At 64.7% G+C, this 11,066-nt stretch carries 14 protein-coding genes; 8 read left to right on the top strand and 6 right to left on the bottom strand.

Going from position 1 to position 11,066, the window contains the following annotated elements; all coding sequences use genetic code 11:
* Window positions 1-244: 244 nt before the first annotated feature.
* From parA to BMX36_RS20355, 3 genes are read left to right on the top strand one after another with little or no spacing between them, the layout of a single operon-like run.
* Window positions 245-922: a ParA family partition ATPase gene (gene parA / locus BMX36_RS20365; protein WP_093068356.1), complete on the top strand. Its 678-nt coding sequence runs from the start codon at window positions 245-247 to the stop codon at window positions 920-922.
* Between the two features lies 1 nt (window position 923).
* Window positions 924-1,193, top strand: coding sequence for a ribbon-helix-helix domain-containing protein (locus BMX36_RS20360; protein ID WP_093068353.1), 270 nt, complete (start codon window positions 924-926; stop codon window positions 1,191-1,193).
* 33 nt (window positions 1,194-1,226) lie between these two features.
* The gene (locus BMX36_RS20355) at window positions 1,227-1,904 is read left to right on the top strand and encodes a GIY-YIG nuclease family protein (protein WP_143058634.1); all 678 of its coding nucleotides are present in this window, start codon (window positions 1,227-1,229) and stop codon (window positions 1,902-1,904) included.
* 132 nt (window positions 1,905-2,036) lie between these two features.
* Here the strand turns inward: BMX36_RS20355 and BMX36_RS20350 are convergent, their stop codons facing one another.
* The 6 genes from BMX36_RS20350 to BMX36_RS20325 form a co-directional block, all read right to left on the bottom strand.
* On the bottom strand, window positions 2,037-2,912 hold the full coding sequence (locus tag BMX36_RS20350; RefSeq protein ID WP_093068348.1) for a replication initiation protein: 876 nt from the start codon (window positions 2,910-2,912) through the stop codon (window positions 2,037-2,039).
* A gap of 566 nt (window positions 2,913-3,478) precedes the next feature.
* Window positions 3,479-4,705, bottom strand: coding sequence for a type IV secretory system conjugative DNA transfer family protein (locus BMX36_RS20345; RefSeq protein WP_371262959.1), 1,227 nt, complete (start codon window positions 4,703-4,705; stop codon window positions 3,479-3,481).
* A gap of 22 nt (window positions 4,706-4,727) precedes the next feature.
* A complete protein-coding gene (locus BMX36_RS22425) occupies window positions 4,728-5,045 on the bottom strand; it encodes a hypothetical protein (protein WP_093068342.1) in 318 nt (105 codons plus the stop codon).
* Window positions 5,045-5,329, bottom strand: a complete 285-nt coding sequence (locus BMX36_RS20335) for a hypothetical protein (protein WP_093068339.1) — start codon at window positions 5,327-5,329, stop codon at window positions 5,045-5,047. Before BMX36_RS20335 ends, BMX36_RS22425 begins: the two co-directional genes overlap by 1 nt.
* Complete coding sequence (locus tag BMX36_RS20330; protein ID WP_093068337.1) at window positions 5,310-5,552, bottom strand: conjugal transfer protein TraD; 243 nt, start codon at window positions 5,550-5,552, stop codon at window positions 5,310-5,312. Before BMX36_RS20330 ends, BMX36_RS20335 begins: the two co-directional genes overlap by 20 nt.
* A gap of 16 nt (window positions 5,553-5,568) precedes the next feature.
* Window positions 5,569-5,895: a conjugal transfer protein TraD gene (locus BMX36_RS20325; RefSeq protein WP_093068333.1), complete on the bottom strand. Its 327-nt coding sequence runs from the start codon at window positions 5,893-5,895 to the stop codon at window positions 5,569-5,571.
* A gap of 170 nt (window positions 5,896-6,065) precedes the next feature.
* Between BMX36_RS20325 and traA the strand changes: the two genes are divergently transcribed.
* The 5 genes from traA (at window position 6,066) to BMX36_RS20305 (ending at window position 10,869) form a co-directional block, all read left to right on the top strand.
* Window positions 6,066-9,008 carry a Ti-type conjugative transfer relaxase TraA gene (gene traA, locus BMX36_RS20320; RefSeq protein WP_093068330.1) on the top strand — a complete coding sequence of 981 codons (2,943 nt, stop codon included), beginning with the start codon at window positions 6,066-6,068 and terminating at the stop codon, window positions 9,006-9,008.
* A 33-nt stretch (window positions 9,009-9,041) separates the two neighbouring features.
* A complete protein-coding gene (locus tag BMX36_RS20315) occupies window positions 9,042-9,761 on the top strand; it encodes a DUF6118 family protein (RefSeq protein ID WP_256210936.1) in 720 nt (239 codons plus the stop codon).
* Window positions 9,758-9,880, top strand: a complete 123-nt coding sequence (locus BMX36_RS22260) for a hypothetical protein (protein ID WP_256210935.1) — start codon at window positions 9,758-9,760, stop codon at window positions 9,878-9,880. Before BMX36_RS20315 ends, BMX36_RS22260 begins: the two co-directional genes overlap by 4 nt.
* A 56-nt stretch (window positions 9,881-9,936) precedes the next feature.
* Window positions 9,937-10,407 (top strand): hypothetical protein, encoded by a 471-nt coding sequence (locus BMX36_RS21975; RefSeq protein WP_218142222.1) that lies wholly within the window; start codon window positions 9,937-9,939, stop codon window positions 10,405-10,407.
* Window positions 10,408-10,500: 93 nt separating this feature from the next.
* On the top strand, window positions 10,501-10,869 hold the full coding sequence (locus tag BMX36_RS20305; protein ID WP_093068325.1) for a hypothetical protein: 369 nt from the start codon (window positions 10,501-10,503) through the stop codon (window positions 10,867-10,869).
* The last annotated feature ends 197 nt before the right edge of the window (window positions 10,870-11,066 follow it).

Here is an 11,066-nt window from a genome sequence, read left to right as displayed (position 1 = left end):
TGTGCGATCGGCCGAGACCAAGCCGGTAGCCGCGTAGCGACGCTCGCCGACAAATAGCGCGATCAGAATGCCGCCACTTAGCGCGAGCGTTTACACACGAGGAGAACCGCCACGATCCTTACTGTCGCGAAACTCAGGATATGCGCGACAAGCCATGCGCTGAGCCGTTCACAGGCGGGATTGCTCTCATGACCACACGTCCGCTATCCAGCATGTTCACACGCGAACATGTTCAGGTGGCCACATGAAAACCATATCGATCATTAGCCAGAAGGGTGGAGCGGGAAAGACCACCCTTGCCATCCACCTTGCCGGCGCTGCCACCAGTGCGGGTCTGTCTGCGCTGATCCTCGATGCGGACCCGCAAGCGACCGCCAGCCAGTGGAATCACTGGCGAGGCGGCGCGGACCCTGAGGTCGTGGACTGTGCCTCCCCTACCCTCCTTCCGCGGAAGGTGCAGCAAGCGGCCGATCTAGGCGCGGACCTGGTCATCATCGACACGCCCCCACACGCGGACATTATGGCGCGCGAGGCGTGCAAGGCCGCGGACCTGATCCTCATTCCGTGCCGTCCCCAGGCGTTCGACTTGTCAGCGGTCGAAACGACGGCCGAGTTGGTGAAGGCAGCAGGCAAGCCGGCCTTCGTGCTCTTCATGGGCGGCCCTCAGCGTGCACCAACTACTTACCGGGACGCGCGCGAGCTGATCGAGGGCAGCGACGGCGTTGAGGGCATGGGCGTCCCGGTCGCGCCCGTCATGCTCACTATGCGCGCGATCTATCACCACAGCACAGCGCAAGGGAAAACCGCGATGGAGGCGGAGCCCGACGGTAAGGCGGCAGAGGAGATTGCCGCACTATGGACGTGGACACGAGAACATGTGAACCTGCCCACAGGTAAGCAGAGCAGGAAGAAGCGAGGCTGACATGAGCAAATTTGGTGCCATGAGGCAGCAGCGCGCAGAACGCGCGAAGGTGGAGCCGAGCGTCTCGGTTCCACCCATCGAGGGGGCGGCGCCGGTGCGATCGGCAGCGCGGCAGGGCAAGAAGGCGGTAAGCGCATACTTCAGCCCGGAGGTTAGCCGGGGCCTAAACGTGCTAGCGGCGGAGAACGGAACTACCCTCCAGGCCTTGATGGGCGAGGCGATCGACCTCCTAATGCGCCAGTACGGCAAGCACCCGTTCGGGGAGCGGTGACGCAGCTCCGAAAGAGGAGGGGGCGAAGCATTTATGGGTGAGCCGCTGCCTCCCGGCGAGCGTCTGCCGGTCCATCAGGTCACTGCCGGACTGAGCACCAAAGCAGACCAAATTCGTGGCCTCGCGCGAGCTGGGTACTTGCGTACGGAAATCGCTGCCCAACTCGGCATTCGTTATCAACACGTGCGGCAGGTTCTCGAACGCTCAGGGATCGATCTGGGCCGGAAGCAACGCACCGATGCCTCCGGTCCGGAAATGCGATCACCGGCCAAGGAACGGCCGAAGCCTGAGGCGGCTACCGCGAACGAGCCGACCCCGGCCTCCCGCCTCATTGACGCAGGGTTCATTCGGATTGGGCAATGGACTCCGATCAGCGATGAGGCTTTTGAACCTGACTGCATCGTGCCGGTAGACGCTGGTGTCTATGCGTTCGTGGTGGACGGGATCATCCGCTATATAGGACTGACCCAGCGCGGTTTGCGGGGCCGCATGGCGCATTATGTTCGCGGTCACGCCCGGCAACGCACTAGTGCGCGCATCAAAGGCCTTATCCTGAGGGCGCTTAATGTAGGCAGCCGTGTCGAGATCCTGATCGCGACCCCTGAGGATTCAACGTGGCACGGGCTTCCGGTGCTGACCGCGCCAGGGTTGGAAGCGGGGTTGATCCGAATGATCCGGCCCGATTGGAACATGCAAGGGCTGGGTGAGTGACCGCATCTGAAGGTAGCACCCAGATCACCCTCAGCCCACGTGTTGACGTGTGAACATGATATCACGAAAGCACGTGAACACGTCCACCTTTAAACTGGCAGCAGGCCTATCGGTGAGTTTTGGGGTAACAGCTCACCTTTCGGCCGGCGCGCTAAAATCCACCAGCACCGGCAGTTCGGCTGCCAGCCCGCGCATCTTGGCGCGACGGACGACGCTGTGCTGGTCGATCAGGCTTTGCGCGTCCCGCTTCCCGCTGGAGGTTTTCGGGAACCAGTGGAGCGCGATCCGCTCGACCTTGCGGCCCTTCTTAATGGGGGTGAAATCGACGTAAAAGGGGCAGAGCTTGTTGATCTCCTCCACCGCCACCTTGAGGCAGTATTTATTGAGATCGGCGAACCGCTCCAGCTTGCCAGCGGGCACGTTGAGCAGCCCGCGCAGCTCCTCAATCGTAAACTCCTCGGTCTGCTTGTATTCGAGGCCGATCCGCCGCTCGATCATCTCGTAGAGGCAGAGGGCGTATTTCGACTCGAAGCAGTACATCACCTGCGTTTTGAGGCGGGCATACACCTCGCTGTTCCGCAGGATTTCGATCAGTTCCTCAGGGATGCGGTAGTGGAGGAAGCCGTCCTTCTCCAAGCTTTCGTCGCTCGGGCCGAGAAGTTGTACACGGCGCTTGTAGCTCTTGCCGCTCTTTCGGATGGTGACGATCGCGATCGTGCCCATCAGGCGGAGCAGGGAGGCCTCAATCCGCTCGTTACCCTGATGCGTGCCTTTCAGCGCCGTTTTGGCAATCCGATGGACGATCGGCTCGCCGATCCGCTCCCAAGCATTGGCGATCAGAAGATTGTAGGTGCGGCGATCGGCGAGGGTGAGGGGACTTAGCTCGACAATGTCGACCAGCTCGCCCGGCTTTACGATCTCGCCATAATGAGAGGGATTGAAGGGGTTGCCCTTGCCTCGCTGAGTTAGGGTGCGGAACGATCCATCTGCAAGCGCGGGCTGGGGCATGGGTGTGTCTCAAAGGTGAGCGATAGCTATTGTTGCGCTCACCTTAACATGAAAAGTGAGTTGGGCAATCCACTCGGCTCCCCGATCTACGGTGAGGAGATACCCCAAAACTCACCATCAATTCTCCAGGTACCCTAAGGCTCACCAAAATCGACCCGAACACTCACCTTAATCCGCCCGAACGCTCACCGTTGGTTACCCCAAGGCTCACGCGAATCGACCCTAACCCTCACTTCTAGAGCTAATTTCTGCTGGTTTTCCGCGGGTTTCGAGCGCCTGAATCTTGAATCTTAGAAGAATTATTGAATCTGAACGCAATGGGTGAGTTTCGGGGTAAGCCACCCTGTGCATAAGCACAGGAGATAGCGGAATTGGCCTAACGGCCAATGCTCCTTCGCGATCCGTGCCGGCTATCGCCGTCACCAGAGCGGCCTAACGGCCGCAGGGCTTCCAGACGAAGCCGAGCGAAACCGGCGGTGTGTACCTTTAGCGTTCCGCCGGTGGAGAAGGCGGCGAGGCGATACCCCAAAGCTCACCGTTTAATCTTCAAGGACCGGTGTGCGCGATCATGCCGGATCGAACAGGCCGGCGAACTCGCGCTGGTCATAGTAGCGGACTTTGCTGGCCCAGAGCGGGCGCTCGCCCTGGCGCAGCAGCAGGAGCGTGTCGGCCGGCATCCGCATGATTTCGTCGGGCGTGACGAGCCGCCGCGCCGTGACGTGCGTGCTGACGCTTTCCGAGGGACCGGCGCGATTGTCACCCCAGCCTGTACCGCGCGACGTGCTGAGGGTCGCATATTCCAGCGTCGTGTCGCCGATCGTACGCGAGAGCATGTCGGCGGTGGCATGGTCATTGACGCCGAACGTCTGGATCACGCCGGCATTGGACAGGAAGGTGCCAGCGCGCTCGCCATAGAGCGCGCGGAGCTGGTGCATGTCCTGGAGGATCGGCCAGAGCTGGAGCCCATAGCCGGCCATCAGCCCCATCGCGCGCTCCACCGGCTCCAGGCGGCCGAGCGCCGCGAACTCATCGAGCAGAAACAGCACGGGGCGTTCCGGCCGGGCAGGGGAGCGCGCCATGTCGGTCACAGCTTGGGCGATCAGCAGCCGCAGCCAGCGCGCATAAGTATCGAGCCGGTCGGGCGGCAGGCACAGGAACACGGTGCCGGGCCGCTCCTTGAGGTCCGCGAAGCGGAAGTCGGACGCGGACGTGCTTTCGACCAGGCGCGGGCTGTCGAGAAAGTGGGTGTGGCGTTGCGCCGAGGATAGGACGCCCGCCGCTTCGCGATCGGATTTGCCGAGCTGGCGATTGGCGGCGCGCGCGATCAGGCCATGCGCGCCGGTGCTGGCCTGCATGTCCGCCAGCAGTGCGGCGAGGCCGGCGGGATCGCGGGTGAGCTTGTCGCGCACGGTCGCCAGCGTGGCTTGGGACATGGGCTCGTGGATGACGGTGTGCAGGATCACGCCGGCGATCAGCGCCTTGGCTTCCTCGTTCCAATGCGCCTCGCCCGATTGCCCCGGCGCGTCATGGACCAGCGCGTCAGCGATCGTTTGCGCATCTTCCGTGAGGTCCGGGCTGGCCGGGTCTAGCTGCGCCAGGGGGGTGTAACGGGCCGCAGGACGCCCGGAGACGCCGAAAGGGTCCAGACACCACACGAGGCCCTTGCTGGCCCGCGCACGGGCCGTGACGCGGGCATTCTCGCCCTTGGGGTCGATGCAGACCACCGAACGGTCGAGCAGCAGCAGGTTGGGGATGATCGTGCCGACGCCCTTGCCGGAACGTGTGGGTGCTATCGTCAGCAGGTGCGCCGCGCCGTCATAGCGGAGCAGCTTGCCCGACTCCTTGGCGCGGCCGATCAGGAGATCCCCGTTCGCCTCCAGCTTGCACGTCGGCGCGGTCGCCGAAGCGGGCCGAGCCCAGCAGGTCGTTCCGGCGCTTGCCGGCGCAGCTGTTGATCCACCAGGTCGCGCCGATCAGGCCGACCAGGACCAGGAACGACACCGTGCCGGAAATCTGCCCGACGCCGAAAATGCCTTCCAGCCATCGTGCGGTCGCATAGGCCGCGACGAATGCCACGACGATCGCGAGCCGCCAGCTGATCGGCCGACGCCCGCCGATGAGCGGTCCCGGCATCAGCAGGCCTGTTCCAGGGGCGTGATCGCCAGCGCCGGATCGGCGTCGGGATGGCCCAGCAGCCTGAGCAGGATTTGCGTGGCCAGGGGAGGGGGCACCGCCTCGTCGCGCAGCATATCGAACAGCGCCTCGTCATCCGCGCTCAGCGCCATGTCCTCGATGGCGAGGTTGGCGCGGGATTCGGCATCGGCTTCGCGCCATTCCGCCACATCAGCGGGTGTGCCGCGCTCGAAATCCAGCGTGCGAATTTCCGAGCGGATCGCCTCAATATCCAGGGCCGCCATCGCCTTTCTCCATCGCTTCGCTTTCCGCGTCGAACGCACGTTTACCGCGCCGCCACCAGAGCGCGAGCGTGTCGCCGGCATCGTCCCCGCGAGCGCGGCCGACCAGCTCCAGCAGCGCGCCGTAGATCGTCGCGCGATCGTCGTCGGCGAGTTCGACCAGGCCGGCTTTCTGGACGAGGCCGCCCAGCTCGATCAGGTGGCGGGTGCGTTCGCGGCGTTGCACGACCCAGCCCCGCGTATCAGTCCGACGCCGTGCCGCTTCCAGACGCTGGATCAGCGCCCGGTTGCGTACTTGCGCTGTCGCCGTTGCCGCCAACAGTCCGGCTACCTTTGCGCCCGCGTCGTTGAAAGAAGGCGGCGCCCTTCGCACGCCATGCCTCCTTCGCTTCCTCGTTCTGTGACGTGACGGCATCGAGCAGCACGCCGGCAAGCGTTTCCATGTCGAGTGTATCCGCACCCGTAGCGGTGACGAGCTGCCCGAGCTGTTCGACCCGGCGCGCCTTCAGCCCACGCGCCTTGTCTTCCAGCGCCTTCAGCTCCGCGTTGTAGTCCCGCACCCTACGCATGGTGCCTCCATCCTCCGCGTCTTGGTTACAGCAGCCTAGCAAACCGACAGGGGAGGGCAACCCACATCAACAGGCAACACCAAGTCAATCAAGAGATGCAAAGCAGATCGTGAGTGCGCGCTTATACGTCGTTGCCGACGTGCGCTAAGAAGTGCAAGGTGCGGAGCGTCATGGCGATCTACCATTTCTCCGCCAAGGTTGTGAGCCGCGCTAACGGATCGAGCGCCGTTGCGAGCGCCGCCTATCGTTCCGCGTCCGAGCTGCACGACGATCGGCTGAACCGCGATCACGATTTCTCGAACAAGGCGGGCGTGATCCACTCCGAGGTGATGTTGCCGAAGGGCGCACCGGAACGTTTAAACGATCGCACGACCCTGTGGAACGAGGTGGAGGCCGGCGAGAAGCGCAAGGACGCGCAGCTTGCCCGCGAGGTGGAGTTTTCGATTCCACGCGAGATGAACGAGAAGCAGGGCGTCCAGCTCGCCCGCGATTTCGTGAAGAAGCAGTTTGTCGATCGCGGCATGGTCGCGGACCTGAACGTGCATTGGGACAAGGCGAAGGACGGCACGCCCAAGCCGCACGCGCATGTGATGATGACGATGCGCGACGTAGGGCCGGAGGGGTTCGGGAAGAAGAACCGTGACTGGAACAGCACCGAGCTGTTGAAGGACTGGCGCGAGGCGTGGGCGGCACATGTCAACGAGCGCATGGCCGAGCTGGGGCTTGAGGGCCGGATCGACCATCGCTCCTATGCCGATCAGGGCATCGCGCTGGAGCCGCAGCACAAGATCGGGCCGATGGGAACGCGGCGTCTGGAGGAGGACGAGCCGCACCGGCGCGCCGACGATCATCTCCGGATCGCGCGCGAGAACGGCGAGAAGATCGTCGCGGACCCGAATGTCGCGCTCGACGCGATCACGCGGCAGCAGGCCACCTTCACCACCCGCGATCTCGCGGTGTTCGCGTTCCGCCATTCGGACGGCAAGGAGCAGTTCGACCGGGTGATGGCGGCGGTGCGCGCCAGTCCCGAGCTGGTGGCGCTGGGCAAGGACGGACGCGATCAGGAGCGCTTCACCTCCCGCGACATGATCGCGACTGAGGCGCGGCTTGAGCGGGCGGGAGACGAGCTGGCAATGCTCCGGGGTCATGGTGTCCCGGCAGTAATGCGTAAGCGAGGGAGTCCTGCCGGGACAGAGGGTTTAACGCTCAGCGGCGAACAAAGTGCCGCGCTGGCGCATATCACCAGGCCGGAGGATCTGTCGGTGGTGATCGGCTATGCCGGCACGGGTAAATCGACGATGCTGGGTGTTGCGCGCGAGGCGTGGGAGCAGGCAGGCTACCAGGTGCGCGGCGCGGCCCTGTCGGGCATCGCGGCCGAAAATCTGGAAGGGGGATCGGGTATCCAGTCCCGTACCATCGCCAGTCTTGAACATGCATGGGCGCAGGGGCGTGACCAGCTGTCCCGCAATGACGTGCTGGTGGTGGACGAGGCGGGCATGATCGGCACCCGCCAGATGGAGCGGGTGCTGTCGCATGCGCGTGATGCCGGCGCCAAGGTGGTGCTGGTAGGCGATCCCGAGCAGTTGCAGGCGATCGAAGCAGGTGCTGCGTTCCGGTCGATTGCCGAGCGCCATGGCGCAGCCGAGATCAGCGACGTTCGCCGGCAGCATGAGGACTGGCAGAAGGACGCTACGCGGGCGCTGGCGACGGGCCGCACCGGCGAGGCGGTCCATGCCTATGCCACACATGGCATGGTCCACGCAGCCGAGACGCGCGAGGCGGCGCGGGGCGAGCTGGTGGACCGCTGGGACGCGCAGCGCCTCGCCGATCCGGACAAGACGCGGATCATCCTCACCCACACCAATGCCGAGGTTCGGGATTTGAACCTAGCCGCGCGCGATCGGCTGCGCGACGCCGGCGAGTTGGGGGCGGGCGTGCGCGTGTCGGCCGAGCGGGGCGCGCGCGAGTTCGCCAGCGGCGACCGCATCATGTTCCTCAAGAACGAGCGCGGGCTTGGGGTGAAGAACGGCACGCTGGGCAAGGTCGAGCGCGTGTCGCCCGACAGCATGGCCGTTCGCCTTGACGATGGCCGCCGTGTCGCGTTCGACCTCAAGGACTATGCCCATGTCGATCATGGCTATGCCGCGACCATCCATAAGTCACAGGGCGTGACGGTGGATCAGGCGCATGTGCTGGCGACGCCGGGGATGGATCGCCACAGCGCCTATGTCGGCATGTCGCGGCACCGTGACGGGGCGCAGCTCCACTATGGGCGTGATGATTTTGCCGATCAGCGTCAGCTCGCCCGTGTCCTGTCGCGTGACCGCGCCAAGGACATGGCCGGCGACTATGGGCGTGAGGGCGCTACGGCCGAGCATGACCGGGTGCGTGCGTTCGCCGAGCGGCGCGAGATCCGGTTCCCGGAACTCGCGCGGGAGATGGTCGCCAAAGTACAGGCGAAGGCCAAGGGCATGTTCGCCGGCTTCCGCCCGAAACCAACGTCGCCCGAGCCGGCGCGCGACGGCAAAGGGGGTCCGATTAACACCGGCTCCGAGCGGGGATCGCCCGCGCCCAATCAGGCCAAGGCGATCGAACGCTATGCGCGCGCCGCGGCCGATATAAGCCGGATGCGCGCCAAGGGCCTGCCGGTGCTGCCTCATCAGGAGAGCGCGTTGCGCAAGGCTGGCGATGCGCTGGACGCGAGCCGTCCCCATGCCGCGCGCGACCTCGCTTCCGCGCTCAGGCGCGATCCCAGGCTGATCGAGCAGGCAGCCGGTGGCAATACGGGCAGTGCGACGCGCGCGATGGCCGAGGAGCAGCGCGTCAGGCTTGATCCGGATGCGCGCGCCGATCGGTTCGTGAAGGGCTGGCAGGCGATGCAGCACGCTCGGAAGGGGCTGGAGCGCGCGGGCGACAAGTCCGGCGCCGAGAAGATGCGCGGACGCATGGAGAAAGCGGCGGGCGGCTTGCACCGCGATCCGCAACTTGAATCCGCGCTGCGGCGCCGTGCGCCCGAGTTGGAGCTGAAACTGGAAAAGGGGCGGGCGATCGGCGAGGCATTGGCGAAATCGCTGGGGCCGGATCGCGAACGCGACCGTGGATTGAGCCGATAGGTTTCGTGCTTTCGGGTGCGTGAGGGAGGCATGATGAACGAGAACGAGCACGAAACCGAGACAGCCCAGGAAGCCTTCGCACGGGTAGAGGGCGAGCTGGCGCTGCTGCGCCGCGCTGTCGAGCGGATGGCGGTCGAGCGCGCTGAACTGCCCGAGCAGCCTGATTATAGCGAGACGCTGACGGGCATGGTGCAGAAGATCGAGGCTACCTTGCAGCGCGCCGACGCGCTGGTGAAGGCGGCCAAGGACGGAGCGAGCCCGCGCCATGTCGTTGACCGGATCGTGGCGGCGGGGGCGGATGCCCGGGCCGAGGACCGACGGACGATCGCGACGGCTGCTGCCGAGCTGAAGGATGCGACCCGGGTGCTTCAGGGCGTCGCGGTATCGGTGCGGCGCGGCGACGAGCAGAACCGCTGGTTGATGTGGACGGCGATCGGCGGGGTGGTGCTCGGCACGATCCTATGGGCGGCGTTCGCCGGCGTCGTGGCGCGCGCTGTGCCAGCGAGCTGGCAATGGCCCGAGAAGATGGCGGCTCGCACGCTCGCCATGCCGATGTGGGAAGGCGGGCAGCGCATGATGCAGGCTGCTTCTCCCGGTGCGTTCGCTGCGCTGGCGGCGGGGGACCGGATCATTGCCGCCAACCGTGAAGCGCTAGAGGCGTGCCGGAAGCGCGCGGACCGGGAACGCGCGGCGGTTCGATGCACTGTCGAGGTCAGCTCTAGTAAACAGGGCAAGCGGCAGGAGAGGCGATGAAGGTTCAGGAAGCAGCCAAAGGGCTTGAACGGCAACTCGCCATACGAACGTGGGTGATAGGCGTCGTCGGCTTGATCCTCGCCGCGGTTGGCTTGGTGCGGCTGTCCTTGCTGTCATGACGATATCATGGCTGGACCGGGTAATAGGAGCCGTCTTCGTTGTCGCGGCCGTCAGCATGTCCACGCCAGCTATGGCGTGCTCATGCATCGCACCGGACAATGTAGAAGCCGCCGGGCGGGCGGCGCTCGCCAAGGCGGACATTGCGGCCGAGTTGGTGATCGAGCGTGCTGTGGACCCCGCTCTTCCTCGTTTCTGGTGCAGATCGGATGGAAGCGCGCGATGGTGGTTCAGACCAGGGCGCAAGATTGAGCAGAGCCGGGCCGCCCGGGTTCTGCGGATCATGAAGGGCCGCGTTTCAGGACCAATTCGCATCCACGAGAGCCCGATCGAGAGCACCGGCGGCTATTGCGGCCGGAAGATGAACTCCTGCGAGATCAATCTCGCTAAGAAGGGCGGTCGTACCGGTCCCATGCTTCTGAGGCGGGTTGCTCCGGGCATGTACGAGCCATTGGATGTTTGCACGCAAGGAGCCTTCACCATGTGGCTTGAGCAGCGCCAGAAGCGGCAGATCTCTGGAACGAGATGAGGCGAAACTGCGGCCTTCGCCCCATCGACTGGGGAGGAGACGGATTGCTCCTATTAACTCGAAAGCAGTTCGTTCGAGCCTATATCGGCTGCTATGGCGCGCAAAGGATCACTGTTCCTGACTGCGGTAGCAGCGACGCTCGCGATCGGCGTAGCCTCGCCCCTCACCGCGCGGTCGTCGGATGGGCAGAACAAGGCCAAGCCTCAGGTACGCGTTGTCACCACGCCGGAATATGGCAGCGTTTACGTCGTGCCAGCGCAGCCGGGGACCACTCGCACGAAAAGGCCCCAGGTGCGTACTGTCGTCACGCCGGAAGGCCACACCGCCTATGTCGTGGAAGAGCAGCCGAAAGACACCCGCTCGCCGCGGCAGCGTTGCTTGGACGAGGAAATTGCGCGTGAAGGCGGTTCACCCTCTCAGCTCGCGATGGGCGCGATCAACCTGAAATGCAGCCAGCGCTGATCCAAGGGATGCAGATTCAGGTTCGGGGTTTCACCCACGGAAAGGTGAGATTCGGGGTTTTAGACACCGGGGCCAGAGATTCGGGGTTTTAGATACCGAGGCCGGAGATTCGGGGTTTCAGGAACGCACGTCCGGGATTCGGGGTATCAGGAACAGCGTCATGTCTGCGGTGTCACAACCGCTCGGTTTTGACACCA

The sequence above is a fragment of the Sphingomonas sp. OV641 genome (assembly GCF_900109205.1).
Taxonomy (GTDB): Bacteria; Pseudomonadota; Alphaproteobacteria; order Sphingomonadales; family Sphingomonadaceae; genus Sphingomonas.
Note: the sequence above shows the minus strand (reverse complement) of the source record. Positions and strands in the feature narration are given on the sequence as shown.

Bases quoted from the DNA above. Each gene is read 5' to 3' on its own strand.
- parA (WP_093068356.1), top strand. From the start codon at position 245: ATGAAAACCATATCGATCATTAGCCAGAAGGGTGGAGCGGGAAAGACC.
- BMX36_RS20360 (WP_093068353.1), top strand. From the start codon at position 924: ATGAGCAAATTTGGTGCCATGAGGCAGCAGCGCGCAGAACGCGCGAAG.
- BMX36_RS20355 (WP_143058634.1), top strand. From the start codon at position 1,227: ATGGGTGAGCCGCTGCCTCCCGGCGAGCGTCTGCCGGTCCATCAGGTC.
- BMX36_RS20350 (WP_093068348.1), bottom strand. From the start codon at position 2,912: ATGCCCCAGCCCGCGCTTGCAGATGGATCGTTCCGCACCCTAACTCAG.
- BMX36_RS22425 (WP_093068342.1), bottom strand. From the start codon at position 5,045: ATGCCGGGACCGCTCATCGGCGGGCGTCGGCCGATCAGCTGGCGGCTC.
- BMX36_RS20335 (WP_093068339.1), bottom strand. From the start codon at position 5,329: ATGGCGGCCCTGGATATTGAGGCGATCCGCTCGGAAATTCGCACGCTG.
- BMX36_RS20325 (WP_093068333.1), bottom strand. From the start codon at position 5,895: ATGCGTAGGGTGCGGGACTACAACGCGGAGCTGAAGGCGCTGGAAGAC.
- traA (WP_093068330.1), top strand. From the start codon at position 6,066: ATGGCGATCTACCATTTCTCCGCCAAGGTTGTGAGCCGCGCTAACGGA.
- BMX36_RS20315 (WP_256210936.1), top strand. From the start codon at position 9,042: ATGAACGAGAACGAGCACGAAACCGAGACAGCCCAGGAAGCCTTCGCA.
- BMX36_RS22260 (WP_256210935.1), top strand. From the start codon at position 9,758: ATGAAGGTTCAGGAAGCAGCCAAAGGGCTTGAACGGCAACTCGCCATA.
- BMX36_RS21975 (WP_218142222.1), top strand. From the start codon at position 9,937: ATGTCCACGCCAGCTATGGCGTGCTCATGCATCGCACCGGACAATGTA.
- BMX36_RS20305 (WP_093068325.1), top strand. From the start codon at position 10,501: ATGGCGCGCAAAGGATCACTGTTCCTGACTGCGGTAGCAGCGACGCTC.